The sequence below is a fragment of the Paenibacillus sp. NPDC058071 genome, assembly GCF_042885235.1.
Lineage (GTDB): Bacteria > Bacillota > Bacilli > Paenibacillales > Paenibacillaceae > Pristimantibacillus.
In genome coordinates this window covers 1-20,894 of sequence record NZ_JBHVSK010000030.1, presented here as the reverse complement: position 1 = coordinate 20,894, position 20,894 = coordinate 1, and the positions used below count along the sequence as shown (strand labels likewise).

The window sequence follows — 20,894 nt, the reverse complement described above, 5'->3', positions numbered from 1 at the left end:
TGGCGGATATCTCCCATGACACACCTCGACCTTTTTTGTTAGTTTTATTGTATCAGGTCGCTGTTACAGCGTGTCTACTTTTTAGTCTACATCCAAAAAGTGCGCTCGAACTGGGCTGTAAGCCGGAAAACCGCCTTACAGAGGCGAAAAGTGGGCTCAAGCGGAGCTGTAAGCCGTAAAACCGTCTTACGGAGGCGAAAAGTGCGCTCGAGATGAGCTGTAAGGCGGAAAACCGCCTTACAGAGGCAAAAAGTGCACTCAAGCATAGCTGTAAGCCGTAAAACCGTCTTACAAGGCGAAAGGTGCACTCAAGATGAGCTGTAAGGCTTCAAAGCGCCTTGCAGAGTCGAAAACCGAGCTCGCCCCGGGCTGTAAGGCTCCAAAGCGCCTTACAGAGTCGAAAACCGAGCACATTGCCTAGCTGTAAGGCTCCAAAGCGCCTTACAGAGCCGAAAAAGGAGCACATGCCTAGCTGTAAGGCTCCAAAGCGCCTTACAGAGTCGAAAAGCGAGCCCATGCCGAGCTGTAAGGCTCCAAAGCGCCTTACAGAGTCGAAAACCGAGCACATTGCCTAGCTGTAAGGCTCCAAAGCGCCTTACGGAGTCGAAAAACGAGCCAAAGCCTAGCTGTAAGGCTCCAAGCGCCTTACAGAGTCGAAAAAGGAGCACATGCCTAGCTGTAAGGCTCCAAAGCGCCTTACAGAGTCGAAAAGCGAGCCCACGCCGAACTGTAAGGCTCCAAAGCGCTTTACAGAGTCGAAAATCGAGCTCATACCGAGCTGTAAGGCTCCAAAGCGCCTTACAGAGTCGAAAACCGAGCACATGCCTAGCTGTAAGGCTCCAAAGCGCCTTACAGAGTCGAAAACCGAGCTCGCCCCGGGCTGTAAGGCTCCAAAGCGCCTTACGGATCGAAAAATCAGCCCATGCCTAGCTGGGCTGTAAGACGGAAAACCGTCTTACAGAGTCGAAAAGTGCGCCCGTGCAGAGCTGTAAGACGGAAAACCGTCTTACAGAGTCGAAAAGTGCGCTCAAGTAGGGCTGTAAGACGGAAAACCGTCTTACAGAGGCGAAAAGTGCGCTCGGGCTGGGCCGTAAGACGGAAAATCGTCTTACAGAGTCGAAAAGTGCGCTCGAACTGGGCTGTAAGACGGAAAACCGTCTTACAGAGTCGAAAAGTGCGCTCAAGTAGGGCTGTAAGACGGAAAACCGTCTTACAGAGAATGAAAGAGTGGCGTGGTGCGGGTGGTGAGTAAAGGCAAACCGAACACCACCAATGCTCTGCTGCTCTACAAGCCGAGCACCATTGCTCTACAAGCGGAGCACCATTGCTCTACAAGCCGCACAGCATTTGCTCTGCTGCTCTGCAAGCCTTTCCCGCTGCTCAGCCCAGCGGTACGCCGTGCAACGAAAAACCGGCCCACAGCCTGCGTTCTGCAGGTGCGGGCCGGTTTTTCACCGGTTAATGGAATTTTCGCAACGCTTCGAGAAAATTGTTGCCGGTCATCTTCGGAGAGCCGGCATTGATGCGATACACTTCGTCGGAGCCTTGCGTGTTGATGCCCGGCTTTACGGTGAAAAACAACGAGACCCCGGCATCCTTTTGAATTTTTTTAGATGTCGAGTTAAACGCTCCGAACGGGAAGGCGATCAACTGATAATTGTTGTCCAGTTCTTCCTTCAACCGCGACTCGATTAGCGACGTGTCGGCTTTCAGACGCGCAACGTATTCTGCCTTCGTTTCGACTCTCTTCTGGTCTTTCAAATAAATGCGGTTGGTCAGCATCGGACCAGTCCTGCTTCCGCTTTCGTTGAGAGGAGCGTAATGATGCTGATCGTAAGTATGGCTGTAAAAGCTGAAGCCTTCTTCTTTCAGCTTGCGCATCGTATCCCAATCGAGATGCTTGGTGGCGACATTATGATTGTCCGAGCTTGCTCCGATAATAAAGTGGGCCGCGACATAATCGTATTTTTTCATGATCGGCACGGCGTATTCATTGAAGCTATCGTATCCGTCATCGAAGGTAATGACGACCGCGTTGTTCGGGACGGTGGCTTTCTTCTGCATGAAGTCGGCAAATTGCTCTATGCTGATGACATTGTAGCCTTTATCTTTAAGAAGCTTCATATGAGTGCCGAAACGAGCGGGAGAAATGGTCGCTCCACTTTCTTTCGTATCGATATGATGGTACATCAGGACAATGACCTTGTTCTTATAATAGTAGTTGGCTGCATTCAGCTGCCTTGCCGTAACCGGCCACACAATCGCAATCGCTAGTACAAGCAGCGCGGCGATGACTTTCGTCTTCAATGGAATCCCCCTCTAATGGTCTGATGAATTAAGCATCCAGCTGCCGTTCCGGAACGACCGGCTGCAATGGAGCCCTCTTTTTCTTTTTCGGCAGATTGCCGAAAAAAATCCAGGAGAATGGCACAAATCGGCCAACTAAATATACCACGATCCATGAAGCGAACAAAGCAAGCGCAAATCCGCCGAGATACCATAGATGAAGCAGCCATGCGGTACCGGTATTAGGCGCGTGTTCGCGATAAAAAAGCAGGAAGTAAGGATGAATCAAATAAATGCCAAACGAGAGCGCCCCAAGGCTGGATACCAGCTTATTCGGGATAGCCGAAAGCTTCCGATACAGCAAGTGGCCAAATTGCAGCAGGACAAGGGCGGTCAGCATTGCATGAACATTCCAGACAAGATCGAACAGCGTGGAGTTAGCCGTATAAATCTTCATTCGGTCTAAATAATAGATATAGACATGCGTGAGTCCCGCGGCCAGCCATAGCGTCCACAGCCCGACCCAGGCCACAACGCGTGCGGTCGACGCGTTTTCCTTCGCTATAATGATCCAAGCTTTTATTTTCGGGTAATAGATGCCGAGCACCGCGCCTAAGAAATAATAGGAGAAGTAGGACAACGACCAGCTGCCCCGATTATGTACCTGTTCCACCAGGACGTATTTGTTGACGATAAAAAATCCCCACTGAATGAGAAGGCCTCCGGCAAACGCCCAAGGGACAAGCTTCGGAAACTTCTTGAACAGCCAGAGGAATAACGGAAATAATACATAGAATTGAATGCTGATATAGACGAAATAAAGATGCGTATACGCTTTGCCCGTCGTTACCTTACTTATGAAGCTATCCACTGTGTCGGCAAGAGAACGGGTGGGATAATACATATAATGAAGAGTCACAAAATAGAGAACGGAAAAGAATAAATAAGGAACGATAATATAAAGCAGCCGTTTCTTGTAAAATCCGCCTATCAGCTTCTTATCTAGCGGACGAGAATAGTAGTTGTAAAAAAGAACGAAGCTGCTCAAAAAGATAAAAGTAGTCGTGCCGAATTTCATAAAGATATTAAAAAAATTGTAGAGAACGAAATAACTCGATTCTTTCATTGCATTGACAGCATACGAAGTAGAATGTACAGACAGCACTCCGAGAATAGCCATGGCGCGAACGAGCTGAAGCTCCGGGATGTTCGCCTTTTTTTGCACGGCGGGACTAGACATGATCATTGCATCCTCTCTCACGCATTTGACGCCGGTCTGGCCGGCAACTTAGTCATTATAGTATAAACGTCCTCTTTGGCACAATATGTCTTTAAATCCCATAGAAAGGAACGCTCAATCTCATAGACGGACCGGGGAATGGAAAGGTTGCCCAGTAAAAGGCAGTCAGCAAGCGTGCAGCTCTCAGTGCGAGTTATTCGCAACATGGAGACGGTTGATCCCCCAAGCCCAAATCTTTTTCCAAATAAAAAAACGCCGTTACTGCATTAACTGCAGCACGGCGTTCGGACAACTGGTCGGCTCATATTGCTGATTTCGTTTGGACAGCAATTCGCTTCGATATTTGCCTGCCGCTAGCGGTTCCTGAATGATCGTGAACCATTTGCTGATGACATCAGTGGAATCCAGCATTTCGCCGAATCCGTTTTGAATAAAATACTCGCAGTTCTCTTCCTCCTGCCCGGGAATCGGCTGATAGAACAGCATGGGAATGCCCTTGCTCATTCCTTCCGTGCAGGTCATGCCGCCGGGCTTCGTCACAAGGACGTCTGCGGCGTCCATTAGCTTGCTGATTTCCTTCGTGAAGCCAAGTACGCGAATATTCGGATGCTGGAACTGCGGAACCGCCATCATCTTTTCGCGGACTTTCTCGTTGTTGCCGATGCAAAAAATAAGCTGAACGCTTTCTCGCCATTTGGTCATGTACTCGAGCAGTTCATCCTCGATCAACCCCCAGCCTCCGCCCATGATAAGGACGGTCGGCAGCGATTTCAAGCCGAATTGGCTGCGGACCTCTTCTTTGTCGTAGCTTGTCCAGAAATTCGGATGAACCGGAATGCCGGTAATCTCTACTCGATCGGCCTCCACGCCGCGGTCGGTCAGTTTCTTCTTGACGAGCGACGTCGAGACGAGGTATTTGTTCACTTGCTGATTGACCCAGGAGCCATGCGCGTCATAATCGGTAATGACGGTACATATCTTCAAATCTAATCCGAGCCGTTTGATGCGGCTGACGACGGCGTTCGGCACCGGATGCGTGCAGACGATGAGATCAGGTTTAAGCTGCGTGATCACCTGCGTCGTATGGGTATAGAACATCCGATGAAGCGCCAACTGGGCCAACCGGTTAAGCGATTTTTTATAATTACTGCGATACATCAGTCCGACCATTTTAGGCTGTTTGCTGACCGTCTTGCGATAAGCGGAAATAATTAACGGGCCTAATATGGGATTAAGAAAACTGCCGAGCTCGATGACTTTGGGCTGGATGCCGTGGTCGAGCTGTCGCAGGCCTGCCGCGAGGGCGTATGCGGCTTGCGTGTGCCCCGATCCGAAGCCTTCGGAGAGCAGGAGCACTCTTTTCTTACGCATAATGTCACCTACTTTTCTAATTCCATATTACTTCGCAAGAGATAAATGCACAAGCAGTCCATGCAGGTTATTCGAGCAAGCTTGTTGCGCCTCACATGGAAGCGGTCGGCAGCAACTTTCGCATTGCTCATATTTTAACATATTGGAAGGAGCGGGTGAAACGAAATGGAGCAAAAATTGAATAAATTTCCCATTGAATTTCTCGTTGGAATGTTGCAAATGCATTCTGAGCATGCTAAACTGAACTCATGAACGAATGACCGAATTGTTATTTTGGTCAGTTAGTCAGGATATAGGAGGAGGATACGGATGATGGCATCTGCGCGCAAACCGATTGACCGAAGGAAGCAGACGGTCGAGGCGGCTGCAAAATCGTTTGCGATGTTCGGCTACAAAGCGACGACAATGGACTTGATCGCAAAGCTTGCCGGAGTCGGGAAAGGGACGATTTATACATTTTTCGCCACCAAGGAAGAGTTGTTCGAGGAAATTATCCGGCAGCTGACCTGTGAGATCAAAGAGGTGGCGGATGAGAAGATTGACCGGAGCAAGCCGTTTTTCGAAAATCTAAACAATGCGCTTCACGGCGTTTTGCAGTTCCGTCAAAAACACGAGTTGTTTATGAAGCTGAATCAGGAGCTTTGGGACGTTCGAACGCCTGCCGTACAGGAAGCTCTTGACAATATTGAGAAGGCGATTGTCGGCTTTACCGAGCAGGAGGTTCGCAGAGGAATGGAGCAGGGCGAGCTGGTCAGCGACAACCCGGAATTGACGGCATACTTGATTTTCCGCACTTATATCGCGCTTGCGATCGAATGGGGGAGAAAAAGGGAGCCGTTGTCCAGAGAAGAGATTAGCGGACATATTACGAGACTGTTTCAACACGGGCTCCAGGAAACGACCCGATAACGGGCGAAAAGTGAAAAAGAGGCCGACCATCTGCGCCGGAGACGGAGAAGGACGGTTCTTTATTTGGTTCAAAATGACCAAATGACCAAAATAGTCATATAGGCTGACGAACAGATGGATGGGAAAATAGCGATCAGATATAGGAGTGAGGTACTGTGAAAGGGTTAAGACAATTCGGCAAAGAGCTGGCCGCTATTGCTACAAATAAAAAGACGCTCATCCAAGTCAGCGCCATATTATTGATACCGGTGTTGTACAGCGGGTTGTTTCTCGCGGCGTTCTGGGATCCGTACAGCAAAATGAACGAGCTGCCGGTGGCCGTCGTCAATTCCGACGCCGGTGCGAAGTTTAACGGCAAAGAACTGGCGATCGGCGACGAATTTATCGAGAAGCTGAAGGAAAACTCGACGTTCAAATGGGATTTCGTTGACAAGGAGACGGCTGAGCAGGGGTTGACCGACAACAAGTATTATATGGCGATCGAGCTGCCGGACAATTTCTCCGAGCAGACAACGACGCTGACGACGGATCACCCGCAGCCGGCTGTTATTCAATATTTGCCGAATGAAAGCAAAAACTTTTTGTCGAGCATGATGGGCAATTCGGCAATTGAGAAAATGAAAAACGAACTTAATAAGGAAGTAACGAAGGAATACGCGCGGACCGTATTCGAGCAAATGACGGAGCTTTCCGACGGTCTCGGCACGGCCAGCGACGGCGCTTCCGAAATCGCGAACGGAGCTGCAAGCGCGAAGGACGGGGCGCAGACTATCGCCGCCAATTTGCGCAAGCTGACCGAAGGCTCGCTGACGGTGAAAGACGGCGTCGGCCAGCTTGTCGGAGGAAGCAAGGCGCTTGTCTCGGGCGCGGGCGAGCTGAACGGCGGTCTCGGCACGCTGTCGGGCGGCCTCAAGCAGTTGTCTGAGGCGAATGGCCAGTTGCAGGCCGGGGCGAAAAAGGCTGACGATGGCGCAAAGCAGCTGGCGGACGGACTGAAGCAATCCGCCGGCGGAGCGGAGCAGGTGGAAGCGGGAGCGCAGCAGCTGTCGGCGGCGCTGGAGCAGTATGCGGCGGCCGTACCGGGGCTGGCTGATGACGAAAACTTCAAACAGCTGGTGGAATCGAGCAAACGGCTGGCAGAGGGCGCGAAAGCGGCGGCTGACGGCCAGAGCAAGCTGTTTGCCGGTGCGGACTCCTTAAGCGGAGGTTTAGGCCAGTTGACAAGCGGACTCGATACGTTCGGCGTTAAGCTTCAGGAGACGTCAGGCGGTGCAGGCAAGCTCGCCAGAGGTGCGCAAAGCTTGCAGGAAGGCGCGGGCAAGCTGAATGGCGGCCTGCAGAGACTCTCCGCAGGCATGGACAGCGTCGTTGACGGCTCGTCTAAGCTGACTACAGGCGCAGATAAGCTTAGCAGCGGCCTGCTGCAGCTGACCGACGGCTCGGGCGAGCTGTCCAGCAAGCTAAGCGAGGCGGCCGACGCGACGTCGTCTATTCATGGCGGCGACGATCTTTATAATATGTTCGCAAATCCGATCGAGGTAGAAAAGGTTGTAAACGAGCATGTGCCTAACTACGGAACGGGCTTCGCTCCATATATTCTGTCGCTAGGCATGTTTGTAGGCGCATTGCTGCTTACGATTGTTTATGAAGTAAGGGAACCGGCGGTGAAGCCGGCTAGTGCTTGGAGCTGGTTCATCAGCAAGCTGATGGTAATGGCCGTCATCGGCCTCATTCAAACGGCAATTGTGTTTGCGGTCGTATTGTACGGTTTGGATTTGCAGGTTCAAAGCGAGGGTCTGTTCTTCCTGTTCACCTTCTTGACGAGTGTAACGTTCATGAGCCTGATTCAATTTCTGGTGGCAGCGTTTGACCAGCCAGGCCGTTTTATTGCAATTCTCATCCTCATCTTCCAGTTGACGACGTCGGCGGGCACATTCCCGTTGGAGATGATTCCGGATTGGATGCAGGCCATTAACGCGTGGCTGCCAATGAGCTACAGCGTGACCGGCTTCAAGGCGGTTATTTCAAGCGGAGACACCGCTGCCTACTGGACGAATGCGGGCATATTGATGATCTATTTCGCCTCGTTCTTCCTGCTCGCGTTCGCTTATTTCGCAATTGCCCATCGCAAGGGCAAGAAAGCGGAAGCAGGAGCACTGGCTGCCGTATAATGATAAAAAAGAGACCTGAAGCGGAAACTAGCTTCAGGTCTTGTTTACATATGAACGCTGTGAAATGCGACAAAAGATGCAAATATGAATCAAAATCGTGCATGGACGATAAGGCGAATGTTACGGCATAATGGCTTTTAAAACATATGTTTCGGTTTCCCGAACAGTAAAAAGCAGCTTATCGATTGATGAACACGGTTTGGATGGTGGAGCGGTAGACGACTTGCGTCCGAAGCGTTTCCGCCAGCACGGCAATCGGCATATACGCGACCGTCTCACGGCCCGCCCTGTGTATGTAAGCAGGAGGGCTGTTTAATTTCATCCGCGAGCCGTCGACCGTTGCATAAGCGGAACCGATCGTCAGCCGGACATTGTGGCCGTTGCCGCTAAATGCGGCCGTCTTGCCGTCCTTGCTCCAGCTGATCGTCCCGCCCGCTGCCCGGACGGCGTCGTTGACGGGCATAAAGATCGTGCCGTTGCGGCGAACGGGGGAATGAGCACCGAAAGAAAGCTCCTTTCCGTTCGCTACGACGGAGACGGGAACCTCTTCGCCACGCGTCCTGACGGTGCGGTATCCGCCCCAGATCGACTTGGTGAATTCGAACCCGATAGCCTTATAGCCAAGTCGGTTGGGATGGACGTCCCCATCGGCGACGGATGTGAGCTTTAACTCGTTGCCTCGAAACGTCGCGCCAATCGGCACGATTCCGATTCGGGAGCTTTCGCTGCTAAGCTTGGAGGCAATTCGCTCCAGCCTTTCGGTGAGCTTCTCCGTTCCGCGAAGCAAAAATTGACGGTCGATCTCCGGGTAAAGCGGTACGACGAGCGCTCCAAGCTTAAGCGGCGCTGGGATGGGGACGTATTGGTCCGCGATGGCGATCTGCACGTTCGGCTGCAGCTTTCTGATACTGCCGACCACGGCTGTCAATTGGCGCTCGTAATCGTCCAGCAGGCCGTCCAGCAGCTTCTCGGCTCCAGCCGCGCCGGCATCCGACTCAAGACTTTCTACAACGGCATACAAATCGTTGCCGCCGATCGTCATAACGATCAGGTCGGCCGCTCGAATCGCTTTTCCAATTCGGTCTGGCGCGTCGACAAGAGCGGCGGCTCTCGGGTCGGGAAGACCTCGCTGAATGTCGTCGGGACGAACGGGAAGGCCTTTCTCCGCGGCCGAGAGCAAACGCTCGAGACCGGCCGTTTTCAGCCCGAGAATGCCGAAGTTGGCATATTCGGCCCGCAGTCCCCGAAAGAGCGCTTGTTCGTAGATGTGTTCAACGTAGCCGTATGGAACGTCTTGTTCGGAAAAACCTTTCTCGTAGCCTGCCGTAATGGAGTCTCCCAGCGCCACGATGCGGAATATCCCGTCGTTTTTCGGCGTTGCGGGAGCTTTCACTGCAGCGCCATACGCAGAGCCTGTCCATAAGGTAAGAGAAAATAAAGCGAGCGCCGCCGCAACGGCAGCTGCCCGACGAGTTTTTTCCATGAAATTGCTATACACCGGTGTCACTTCCTTTTGTTAAAATGTTTAAATAAGAAGACGAATAACCGAACAATGCCGCGGTAAGTAATGTTTATCACAACCATAAAAAAGATTAAATTGCTTCCCTTTTAGCATGGTGTTAAACTGAATTACAAGCTGAAATGGCACGACACTGCACGGGAAACGACAAACCTTGGACAGCCGACGCTTCGATTCTATACCTTTCCATACGACACGAACGTTTTCCTTTATTACTCGGTAGAAAGTTTGTATTCGGATCGGTTTAATGAATATTCTGTCAATGGTCAAGGCTCAATTGAACGACAAAAGGCTCGCCGAAGCGCTGACGCCCGAAGCCGTTCCGAACTGCCGGGCAGCCGAGTGGCCGCCTTTGCGATAACGATTCGCCAGGCCGCTTCGTTTACCGGTTCTTCAATGCTTGCCCAAAAATCTTCTGTAAGAGAGGTTGCGCACAATGAAAGAGAAAATTTTTGGATTACCGCCAAAGCAAGGCCTTTACGATCCACGTTTTGAGAAAGACGCATGCGGCATGGGATTTGTTGCAAATATTAAAGGTAAGAAATCGCATACCGTCATTCGCCAGGCTCTTACGCTTCTCGAGAACATGGAGCATCGCGGCGGTCAAGGCAGCGAGCCGAACACCGGCGACGGCGCAGGCATTTTGCTGCAAATCCCGCATGACTTTTTCGCACGCGAACTGAAAAAGCAGGAGATTGAATTGCCGCAAGAAGGAGCTTATGCGGTTGGTATGATGTTTATGCCGCAAAGCGAAGACATTCGGGCTTCCTTCGAGCAGGAGCTCGCTCGCATTATCGAGGAGGAAGGCCAATCGCTGATCGGCTTCCGCACTGTACCGACCGACGACCGCAAACTCGGCCAATCGGCGCTTTCGGTTAAGCCGTTCGTAAGCCAAGTGTTTATTGGCAAAAACGAAGGGCTGAAGGATGAGCTCAGCTTCGAGCGCAAGCTGTATGTCATTCGCAAACGTGCGGAAAAAGCGATTCGCTACTCCGGCAAAGAGGGCGGCGAAATGTTCTATTTCTCCAGCCTGTCGAGCAAAAAAATCGTATACAAAGGGATGCTGACGACGGAGCAGGTTGGTTCCTTCTATCAAGAGTTGAACGATGAATCGGTCGTAACGGCGATGGCGCTTGTCCACTCCCGTTTCTCCACGAATACGTTCCCAAGCTGGGAGCGCGCGCATCCGTTCCATTACTTGATTCATAACGGCGAGATCAACACGCTGCGCGGAAACGTCAACTGGATGCACGCCCGCCAGTCGCTGTTCGAAACCGAACTATTCGGCAACGATATCGAGAAGGTTAAGCCGGTTATTAATCCGGACGGCTCCGATACAGCAATGTTTGACAATACACTTGAATTTTTGGCGCTTTCCGGCCGCTCGCTGCCGCATGTGGCGATGATGATGGTTCCGGAGCCGTGGTCCAATCACGAAAGCATGGACGATGAGAAAAAAGCGTTCTACGAATATCATAGCACGCTGATGGAGCCGTGGGACGGCCCAGCCGCTATGGCGATCACAAACGGCTCGCAAATTTGCGCGTACCTCGACCGCAACGGTCTTCGTCCGGCGCGTTATTACGTGACGAAAGACGATCATATCATTCTCGGTTCCGAAGCGGGCACGGTCGAAATCGCCCCTGAGGACATCTTATATAAAGACCGCCTACGTCCGGGCAAAATGCTCGTTGTTGATACGGAAGCGGGACGCATCATTCCGGATGAGGAAGTCAAAGCGCAAGTCGCAGCCGCACATCCTTATCGCGACTGGCTCGACGAGCATTTGGTAGGCCTCGAGGATTTGCCGGATGCGCCTGAGCTGCCGGATCCGGATCATGCAACGGTTCAGCAGCGCCAGCAAGCTTTCGGCTATACGTTCGAAGATGTGCGCAAAGTGCTGGAGCCGATGGCAAGCAGCGGTCAAGAGCCGATCTCTTCGATGGGCTACGATGCTCCTCTGGCCGTCCTGTCGGAGCGTCCGCAGCGCCTGTACAACTACTTCAAGCAGCTGTTTGCGCAGGTAACGAATCCGCCGATCGACGCGATTCGCGAGGAAATTATTACAGCCGTCGGCACGACAATCGGTCCGGAGCGCAACCTGCTGAAGCCGGAGCCGGAAAGCGCGCGCCACATTAAGCTGGATACGCCGATTCTGTCCAACGAGCAGTTCGCGAAGCTGCGCCATGTGCGCCGTCCAGGCTTCAAGGCAATTACGCTTCCGATCTTCTTTACGGCGGCAGAGGGCGAGGAAGGACTTCGTTCCGCTCTTGAGCTGATGTGCGAAGCGGCCGACCGCGTTATCGACAAAGGCCATAATATTCTTATTTTGTCCGACCGCGGCATCGATCAGGAAAATGCGGCTATTCCGGCCCTGCTGGCTGTGTCCGCGCTGCATCATCACCTCATTCGCCAAGGCACGCGGACTAAAGTTGCGATTTTGCTCGAATCGGGCGATCCGCGCGAAGTGCATCATTACGCGCTGCTGCTCGGCTACGGCGTAAATGCGGTTAACCCATATCTTGCGTTCGAAACGCTGGACGATATGATTACGCAAGGCATGCTGAAAGGCGTGAAGCACGACAAAGCGGTTAAAAACTATATTAAAGCGGCGACGAAGGGCGTTACGAAAGTATTGTCCAAAATGGGCATTTCGACCGTTCAGTCGTACCGCGGCGCTCAAATCTTCGAAGCCGTCGGCCTCAAAGAAGAGCTGATTGACGAATATTTCACTTGGACGCCATCCCGGATCGGCGGCATCGGGCTCGATGTCATCGCCGAAGAGGCGCTCAAATACCATAACAAAGCGTACGCCGAACAAGAGGGCGGAGAGAAAGAACTCGACTCCGGCGGCGAATATCAATGGCGCAAAGACGGCGAAGACCACTTGTTCAGCCCGCAGACGATTCATACGCTGCAAATGGCTTCCCGCGCCAACGACTATAAGCTGTATAAAAAGTTCTCGAATCTGGTGCAAGGCGAAGACAAGAAGTTCATGACGCTTCGTTCGTTGCTGCAATTCAAGGATGGCCAGCAATCGGTGCCGCTTGAAGAAGTCGAGTCGATCGAATCGATCTTCAAACGCTTTAAAACAGGTGCGATGTCTTTCGGTTCGATCAGCAAGGAAGCGCATGAAAGCCTGGCGATCGCGATGAACCGCATTGGCGGCAAATCGAATACGGGCGAAGGCGGCGAAGATCCAGCGCGCTTCACGCCTGACGCGAACGGCGATTCCCGCCGCAGCGCGATCAAGCAGGTCGCATCGGGACGCTTTGGCGTAACGAGCAACTACCTGGTCAACGCCGACGAGATTCAAATTAAAATGGCGCAGGGCGCGAAGCCGGGCGAAGGCGGACAGCTTCCTGGACGTAAAGTGTATCCTTGGGTAGCCGAGGTTCGCGGTTCAACGCCGGGCGTAGGCCTCATCTCGCCACCGCCGCATCACGATATTTACTCGATTGAGGATTTGGCGGAGCTCATTCACGATTTGAAAAACGCCAATCCGCGCGCTCGCATCAATGTGAAGCTCGTTTCGGAGGTAGGCGTAGGAACAATTGCTGCCGGCGTTGCGAAAGCGCGCGCGGACGTGATCATGGTGTCCGGCTACGATGGCGGCACAGGCGCATCGCCAATGAACTCGATCCGTCATGCGGGTCTGCCTTGGGAGCTTGGCCTTGCCGAAACGCATCAAACGCTGATGATGAACAACTTGCGCGACCGCGTCGTCATCGAGACGGACGGTAAAATGATGAACGGTCGCGACGTGGCAATCGCAGTTCTGCTCGGCGCGGAAGAATACGGCTTCTCGACAGCTCCGCTTGTCGTACTCGGCTGCGTCATGATGCGCGTTTGCCAGTTGGATACTTGTCCGGTCGGCGTGGCGACGCAAAATCCTGAGCTGCGCGCGAAATTTATGGGCGATCCAAGCCATGTCGTCAATTACTTGAAATTTGTAGCGACTGAGCTTCGCGAAATTATGGCGGAACTGGGCTTCCGGACGATACAAGAGATGGTTGGCCGCTCGGACATTCTTGAAACGAAGCAGCTGTTGAACCATTACAAAGCGAAAGGCCTCGACCTTGCGCCGCTGCTTCACCAGCCGGACGTTCCGCAAGACGCGGCGCGTTACAACGTACAGTCGCAAAACCATGGTCTCGAGCTGTCGCTCGACGTCCAGCAGCTCGTTCCGACGGCTCAGCCGGCACTGACGAGCGGCGAGCGCGTACGCGGTACGTTCCCGATCTGCAACACGAACCGCGTTGTCGGCACGGTGCTTGGCAGCGAGGTAACCCGTCTGTACGGCGCGAAGGGCTTGCCTGAAGACACGATCTCGTTCCACTTTGTCGGCTCCGCCGGCCAAAGCTTCGGCGCGTTCGTGCCGCAAGGCATTACGCTCTCGCTGGAAGGCGACTCGAATGACTACGTTGGTAAAGGTCTCTCCGGCGGCAAGCTGATCGTAGCGCCGTCTCCGAAAGCGACCTTTGTCGCCGAGGAGAACGTCATTATCGGCAATACGGCGCTGTACGGCGGCACAAGCGGGGAAGCTTACATTCGCGGCATAGCAGGCGAGCGCTTCGCAGTGCGTAACAGCGGCGTGAAGGTCGTTGTTGAAGGCGTGGGCGACCACGGCTGCGAATATATGACTGGCGGACGCGTCGTCATTCTCGGCGACACTGGACGCAACTTCGCCGCAGGCATGTCGGGCGGTGTCGCATACGTCTATGACGAGAACGGCGAGTTCTTCAACCAATGCAATATCGAGATGGTTCTGCTCGAGCGCTTGGAAGAAGCAGGAGATATTGCCGAACTGAAGGGTATGATCGATCGTCATGTGCAATATACGGACAGCGCCGTCGGCGCGCGTGTCCTGAACGATTGGGAAGGCTCGCTCGGCAGATTCGTGAAGGTTATTCCGAAGGATTACAAAAAAATGCTGGAGCATATCAGCAAAGCGGAAGATACCGGCCTGAAGGATGACGCGGCGTTGCTCGCGGCGTTCGAGGAAAGCATGAAAGAATTGGCTCGCACGGGCGGCTGATTCAGCAGTTATTAAATAGAACGCCCCGGCTGTTCTTCTTTTCGAAGACGGCACGGGGCGTTTTTCTATGTGTTAAGGCGAGTTCCGCAAGCAAGGTGTGATGGTGACGCCCTCTGCTGCCTCAGCAGCGCGCTGAGAGCTGCTTGCTTAGGTGCGGGCTTGTTACCCGCAAGCCCGCCGCAGTGCAGAAGATATCGTGGCGTATAGAGCGGATACGCCGCGCTACTAACGTAGAAAGACGCATCCCGCGCCTAGACAGAGCGGAATGCGTCTTTTTTGTGTTTTTACGGCTCAAACTTAAAATCAGTGCTTGGCGGAAAAGGAGAAAAAGTGGAGGGGCAGAGGGATTCTGGAGAAACGAATGTGGTCGCTTTTAAAGCAAGATTCCTACCGCAACCCTCTATAAAATAAAGGAATCAGGCTTTAATGGCGATCGGAAGAACCCTCTGACCCGCAGCGCTTCCACTCACTTCACGCTGATTACGGTCTTGAACCGTTTTTTTTCAAGCTGGCGCGCATTATTAAACCAACCGAATAGAAGACGAGATGTTCTAAGAGGTTTAAGCGGCGCGTATACAAAATAGAAGAAGGCGGATGCGTGCTTAGCAAGTCAGTCACTGCCATTTTACTGGGATTTCGACAAATAACTGTTAAACTAGAACTTGCTCGATAGCGCCAACCGACAACTTCCCGTTCTTAAGTTAGGTATAATAACATTGCTATTGAAAATCGCTATGGAATAGGAGTCGGTTACGATGGTAGACGGGGAGAGAAACGCTATGCAAGACAGCAGTCGCGTTGAGCTTAATATAAGAGACGTATTGGAGCAGCTGGACATTCCGTGCGAGAAATGGCCTGCCGAACTGATCTCGCCGATTCCAATGAGCAATTCGTAATCGCAATGCCAAATAGAAGGAGGAGAACTCGAATTAGTTCATCATTCTTTCCGCGCGTACAAAAGCAATAAAGCGCTTCGTTTCCTCGGCAGTAAGCTTGCGTCCATCAACGCTTAAATTATATTTGGCCAAAATTTCATCATCGGATAGTTCCAGCTGATCGACAAAGCCGCGCACATCGTCATCCAGCACAGCTTGCTGGCTCAACGTTCTGCCTACCAAATAATCAATCGATACTTGATACAGATCGGCGAATTTGGCTAACGTTTCGCTATCTGGTTCTCTGCGATTTTTTTCGTAGTGGGACAGGGCGGCTCTTGATATGCCAAGCTTAGCCGCGGTTTGCTCTTGCGTCCATTTTTGCTCGTCGCGCAATTGAGCGATTCGGCTTCCGATGTTCATCCTTCTTCCTCCTAAAATATCCTTTTTCGCTACACTTATAGTAATACGTAATTGTTAAAAAAGCATTAAAAAGAAACGAAATGTCGCATCCTAGATGCGATTTTTTTGTTTTCGATTGACATGTTACAGAATGTAGCGTAAAGTGTGGGGTATTAGTGATACGATTTGTATCTTGAATCTAGTGTAGACATCATCGTTTTCCGTTATACGTTGCGATATTATTTATCGCCAGTATGGGAGTGAATGAGCATGGCGCAGTATAGCGAATCATCGTTAAGAGCGCACATTAGAATGAGGTTGAACAGCGGTATACCGGCAGCTATGAGCCTGCTCGATGGGCAAGGCCGGCTGCTGACCCGCAGTTCCGCCTCCGTCCTGCTGCTTAACATTAGCCAGGAAGGCCTTTGCTTTTTGACCGGTTTGAAGCTTCCCGTCGGGCGGCATTATATGGTCGATTTCAAATTACAGCTGGCGGGCAACGCCGTTTATTTGCGCGGGCATGTTGTCTGGCGGGAGAAGCGGGACCACTCGTATGAGTACGGAATCTCGTTTGATCCGCCGAGCAAAATGAAAGAGACCTTTGTTCGCTTGCTGAATCAGGAAATGCTTAGGCAAAGTCCCGAGCAGCATCGGATTCATCAGTTGTATCGCAAGCTAAGCGGACTGCGGCCGCTTGCAGCGGAATAAACCTTTTACCGAATAGGAGGATTGGCGATGATCGTCGTACTGTTGGCAGGCAGAGAAGGAAGAGGGCTTTGGCCGCTCTCGAATGTTAATTTGGCGAGCCCTTTCGTTTCCTTATACCCGAATGAGGAGGGCGAGATGCTGGCTGCGGTTCAGCAGCTCTACGCAAGGCTTCAAACGGCGACATCCATCCGTGGACTGTACGTTGCCGTGGGCCAATCTCAAGCGACAGAAGCGGCGAGACAGCTTGGACGCGAAGCAAGGCTTATTAGAGAGCCGGCCTTGCGGGGGTCTTACAGGGCTGCACAGCTCGCTGCCGCCTACTTGCATGAAATTGCAGGCTGTTCGCTGCAGGAGACGATCGTCGCCATCCCGGCCGACTGGGAATATGACGAAGAAAAACTGGCTACTGTTGACAAACTTTCCGGTCTGCTTCTTGAGAGTGAGGCGGGCTTGCCGGCATCGGGCGAGGGCAGCGGCGCATATGCCTTCCGGTTAGGCGCAATGCTGTCCCGGCTGTCGGATGAAAGGCTTCCGCGCACTTATACGGAATTGTGCAGAGTGTATGGGAAAGTAGAATCTATAGAGCTGGAACGGATCGTTCCAGAGACTCATGAAAGAGATACGAAGGAACCTTCGAATGATAGCTGTTCGTGGGCCGATGTACTGAGGCGTTCGGCCGATACGGCCGGGCGGGAAGGAAACCTGGTGTGGAACAAACTTGGCTTGCCTATTACGATAGCCGGGCTTTATAATATTGCCGTTGCGATAAGTGCTTCCGGCCTATTGATTATGAATCGGGACTTACCGGATCTGTCCTTGGTCCCATGGACCGCCCTGAACAATGCGCAGGTGCCTACCGGCGAAAGAGCCGATTGGGGGACGGCTGCGGTGCTGGATCAGACGGTAAGCGAGGACGGCGAAGAGAGCCAGACAAGGCGTCTAACGGTAGAGGCTGGATGTTCGACCGGTTACGGTCTTCATTTGCGACGCCGCAAGCTGTGGACGGTATTGTCCGGTACAGGCGAGATTATCATAAACGAACGGCTGCAATCCGTCTTAGCAGGAACGGTGCTGGAGCTGAACGCTCGTTCGAGGCACGGCATAAAAGCAACGTCAAAGCTGGAGCTTCTGGAAATTCATTTCGGAAGCGGTCTGGAGGAGGAGGATTTCATCAGCCTCGCGGAGAGCTGGGAGGAAATCAACATTTTATCCGAAGACAACAAGACGCTGCAGAACGTTTAATGAATAGAAGAGATTGCGGGAGGCAACCGGAGTGAAGAAATGGGTAAAACGCTCGTTGGTTGGAGCAGGCGCGCTGCTGCTGCTGACGGGTGTAGGGGCTGCTGGATACGGTTGGCACGTCTATCGCACGGTCGAAAAGACGGCAGTCCAAATTTATGAGCCGATCCAGCCTTCGACTTATGTAAGCAAGGATCCGGATATCGGCCAGACGGCGCCGGAAGCGAAGACGCAGGAGCTTATTTCGAAGAAGCATCCTTTTACCGTGCTCGTCATGGGCGTCGATCAGCGAGAGAACGACCGGGGCAGAGCCGATTCACTCATCATGCTTGCCGTCAACCCCATCAAGCAATCGATATTAATGTTCAACATTCCGCGAGATACGAGAACCGAAATCATCGGCCACGGTACGGTAGATAAAATCAACCATGCTTACGCCTTTGGCGGAACGGAAATGTCGAAGCGGACGGTAGAGCATTTTCTTGATTATCCTGTCGACTATTACATCAAGATTAACATGGAGGGATTTTCCAAGCTGATCGATTTGATGGGTGGCGTTACGGTCGACAACTCGTTCGCTTTTGATATCGACGGGTATCATTACGATAAGGGGACGCTGAAGCTGAGCGGGGATGAAGCGCTTATGTATGCGCGTATGCGCTACGAGGACCCGCGCGGCGATTTGGGCCGGAATTCGCGGCAGCGCGATATTTTACAGCAGGTGATGAAGAAGGCACTGAACTTCAACAACATCGCGCAGATTCAAAAGCTGCTGAATCAGCTGGGTACGAGCGTGAAAACCGATGTTACGTTTGATGAAATGAAAACGTTTATCGCGGATTATCGGACCGATCTGAAGTCGTTCGACTCAGTCGAAATCAGCGGCAAAGGCTCGACGATCAACGGCATCTGGTACAGCATCGTAAGCAAGGAAGAGCAAGACCGTATTCATAATCTGCTCAAGGAGCAAATGAACGTGCCGGAGGGAGCGAAAGGAGAATGACGATGGAAGCCGAGGAACAATTTTATTGCGTGGGCTGCGATTGTATGACTACCATTAATCAAGCGAGAGATTTGTTCCGCACCGGCTTCTATAGAGTCGTATATCCGCTCGGCTGCTGCGTAAATTGCTTGAGCGAGCAGGAAAAAACTTTCATTCGCATGGGCCTTTCGCTATAATGATCTCTATTAAAAGGCAAAGGTGGGAGGTCGCGAAATGACAGAACCGATTGTCCGGCTAAACGGGGTTACCAAACGGATCGGCTCGAAAACGCTGATCGATCAGTTGACGCTCGATTTGCCGCCGGGAGAAGTATTTGGGTTCCTCGGGCCGAACGGCGCAGGTAAAACGACGACAATTCGCATGATGGTCGGCTTGATGAAAATGACCAGCGGTGAAATTACGATTGACGGCTTTAGCATCACGAAAGATTATCAAAAGGCGATCCGCCGCGTCGGTGCCATTGTCGAAAACCCGGAAATGTATAAATATTTGACCGGTTATCAAAATCTTGTCCACTACGCGAGAATGATACCGGGTATACCTGCCGAGCGAATTGAGGAAGTCGTTCGGCTTGTCGGCTTAGAAGGACGTATTCACGACAAGGTACGCACGTACTCTCTAGGCATGCGTCAAAGGCTTGGCGTCGCACAAGCGATTCTGCATCGTCCGAAGCTGCTCATATTGGACGAGCCGACAAATGGTCTCGATCCGGCCGGTATCCGCGAGCTTCGCGATTATTTGCGCGTGTTGGCGAGAGAGGACGGCATTGCGATTTTCGTATCCAGCCATTTGCTGGCCGAAATGGAGCTAATGTGCGATCGCGTCGCCATTATTCAGAACGGCAAGCTGATCGACGTCCGGTCGATTCAGCAGGCACAGGGAGAGAATGCGGCCGTTCGTTATTTGTTCGAAGTAGACCGGCTTGGCGAGGCGCTGGCGATAGCCGCGCAATCCGGGAACTCGGCAGAGAACGCCGGCGGCGGATCGGTTGCGGTTGAAGCGGACCGCGAACGAATTGCCGAACTGAATGCAGCATTCGTTGCTGCTGGCATTAAAGTATACGGGATACGTGCAGCGATTAAATCGCTCGAGGATCAATTCCTGGAAGTGACGGGAGGCGAGCGAATTGGTTAATTTTATGGGACTCGTTTTGAATGAAAATATGAAAATTTACCGCCGCGCCCGTACATGGGTCATGGTCGGCCTGCTGCTTCTTCTAAACGCCTTTATTTCGGTAATCGTCAAGCTGTCGGCGGTAACCGAGCCGTCGATGTGGTCGGTGTTCAGATGGGAAGCAGTATTCGGCTTTATGCTCATTACGGTATTTACGTCCATAGTGGCGGCAAGCAGCGTTGCGGACGAGTTTTCATCCGGAACGATTAAACTGCTGTTGATCAGGCCGTGGACGCGCGCGAAAATATTGCTGTCGAAATATATATCGGTGATTCTGTTCGCGCTGCTGTTAGTGGTATTGCTGTTCGCCTTCACCTACCTGCTGAATTTAATCCTATTCGGCTACGATAATCCGTTGGCGTCCCAGATGGGAACGATGTATGGCGGCACTACGGCCGGCTACTTTGTGCAGTATTACTTTTACGAGTTCATTACGCTGGTCGTAACGGCAACGCTTGCGTTCATGCTGTCCTCGGTATTCCGCAGCAGCGCGCTTGCCATCGGCATTTCGCTGTTCATTATATTGATCGTCAACTCGTTTTTGTCGCTTCTGGCGTTTCTGGACTATGCTTGGATCGATTATTTGCTCTTTGTCCATCTCGACCTCGTGCAATATTTGGATCAAGCGCCAATTCGAGAAGGTATGACATTAGGATTCTCTTTAAGCGTGCTGGGAGCCTATTATGCCGTGTTTATGGCGTTGTCCTGGTATGTGTTCCAGAAAAGAGACGTTGCGGCTTGATAGCCTGTCCATCCATTGGAGATCACCGTGCTAGACGGTGAATGATAGGGAAGGCTGCGGCGCAGCCGAGAACGGGAAAGGGTGTCCCCTTAAGCAGAATAAGCTGCTTAAGGGGACACCCTTTTCGTATTATTAGGTCAACCAGAGATTACTGGTTGGCCTAATTTAATGGTCGTTTTATGATGGCGGTAGCCGGGAGAACGTGACAGCCTCTGGGG

At 52.2% G+C, this 20,894-nt stretch carries 14 protein-coding genes; 9 read left to right on the top strand and 5 right to left on the bottom strand.

Translation table 11 applies throughout. From position 1 onward, the window contains the following. Positions 1–1,458 precede the first annotated feature (1,458 nt). From ACFVTB_RS27385 to ACFVTB_RS27375, 3 genes are all read right to left on the bottom strand, one after another. Positions 1,459–2,307 (bottom strand): polysaccharide deacetylase family protein, encoded by an 849-nt coding sequence (locus tag ACFVTB_RS27385; protein WP_387756541.1) that lies wholly within the window; start codon positions 2,305–2,307, stop codon positions 1,459–1,461. Between the two features lie 28 nt (positions 2,308–2,335). Further along, complete coding sequence (locus ACFVTB_RS27380) at positions 2,336–3,532, bottom strand: acyltransferase (protein WP_387756539.1); 1,197 nt, start codon at positions 3,530–3,532, stop codon at positions 2,336–2,338. 252 nt (positions 3,533–3,784) lie between these two features. Next, positions 3,785–4,897, bottom strand: a complete 1,113-nt coding sequence (locus ACFVTB_RS27375; protein ID WP_387756537.1) for an MGDG synthase family glycosyltransferase — start codon at positions 4,895–4,897, stop codon at positions 3,785–3,787. Positions 4,898–5,206: 309 nt separating this feature from the next. On the opposite strand from ACFVTB_RS27375, the gene ACFVTB_RS27370 reads away from it, so the two are divergent. Next, positions 5,207–5,806, top strand: coding sequence for a TetR/AcrR family transcriptional regulator (locus tag ACFVTB_RS27370; RefSeq protein WP_387756535.1), 600 nt, complete (start codon positions 5,207–5,209; stop codon positions 5,804–5,806). A 155-nt stretch (positions 5,807–5,961) separates the two neighbouring features. Continuing rightward, complete coding sequence (locus ACFVTB_RS27365) at positions 5,962–7,977, top strand: YhgE/Pip family protein (protein WP_387756533.1); 2,016 nt, start codon at positions 5,962–5,964, stop codon at positions 7,975–7,977. Positions 7,978–8,155: 178 nt separating this feature from the next. Here ACFVTB_RS27365 and ACFVTB_RS27360 read toward each other — a convergent pair whose 3' ends face one another. After that, positions 8,156–9,460, bottom strand: a complete 1,305-nt coding sequence (locus ACFVTB_RS27360; protein ID WP_387756532.1) for a GDSL-type esterase/lipase family protein — start codon at positions 9,458–9,460, stop codon at positions 8,156–8,158. 472 nt (positions 9,461–9,932) lie between these two features. Between ACFVTB_RS27360 and gltB the strand changes: the two genes are divergently transcribed. Then, entirely contained in the window at positions 9,933–14,534 is a 4,602-nt protein-coding gene (gene gltB, locus ACFVTB_RS27355; RefSeq protein ID WP_387756530.1) for a glutamate synthase large subunit, read from the top strand. 929 nt (positions 14,535–15,463) lie between these two features. Here the strand turns inward: gltB and ACFVTB_RS27350 are convergent. Beyond that, the gene (locus ACFVTB_RS27350; RefSeq protein WP_387756528.1) at positions 15,464–15,832 is read right to left on the bottom strand and encodes a helix-turn-helix domain-containing protein; all 369 of its coding nucleotides are present in this window, start codon (positions 15,830–15,832) and stop codon (positions 15,464–15,466) included. Between the two features lie 249 nt (positions 15,833–16,081). Here ACFVTB_RS27350 and ACFVTB_RS27345 point away from each other — a divergent pair, with 249 nt between their 5' ends. Genes ACFVTB_RS27345 through ACFVTB_RS27320 form a run of 6 tightly spaced genes read left to right on the top strand, consistent with a single transcriptional unit; the run spans position 16,082 to position 20,676 of the window. Further along, complete coding sequence (locus tag ACFVTB_RS27345; RefSeq protein ID WP_387756526.1) at positions 16,082–16,519, top strand: PilZ domain-containing protein; 438 nt, start codon at positions 16,082–16,084, stop codon at positions 16,517–16,519. Between the two features lie 27 nt (positions 16,520–16,546). Beyond that, entirely contained in the window at positions 16,547–17,761 is a 1,215-nt protein-coding gene (locus ACFVTB_RS27340) for a hypothetical protein (RefSeq protein WP_387756524.1), read from the top strand. A 31-nt stretch (positions 17,762–17,792) separates the two neighbouring features. After that, the gene (locus ACFVTB_RS27335) at positions 17,793–18,761 is read left to right on the top strand and encodes an LCP family glycopolymer transferase (RefSeq protein ID WP_387756522.1); all 969 of its coding nucleotides are present in this window, start codon (positions 17,793–17,795) and stop codon (positions 18,759–18,761) included. Beyond that, positions 18,758–18,937 (top strand): hypothetical protein, encoded by a 180-nt coding sequence (locus ACFVTB_RS27330; RefSeq protein WP_387756520.1) that lies wholly within the window; start codon positions 18,758–18,760, stop codon positions 18,935–18,937. The genes ACFVTB_RS27335 and ACFVTB_RS27330 overlap by 4 nt, the downstream gene beginning before the upstream one ends. Positions 18,938–18,974: 37 nt before the next feature. Beyond that, a complete protein-coding gene (locus tag ACFVTB_RS27325) occupies positions 18,975–19,895 on the top strand; it encodes an ABC transporter ATP-binding protein (protein ID WP_387756518.1) in 921 nt (306 codons plus the stop codon). Further along, positions 19,888–20,676 carry an ABC transporter permease gene (locus ACFVTB_RS27320; RefSeq protein ID WP_387756516.1) on the top strand — a complete coding sequence of 263 codons (789 nt, stop codon included), beginning with the start codon at positions 19,888–19,890 and terminating at the stop codon, positions 20,674–20,676. The genes ACFVTB_RS27325 and ACFVTB_RS27320 overlap by 8 nt, the downstream gene beginning before the upstream one ends. Positions 20,677–20,894: the final 218 nt, after the last annotated feature.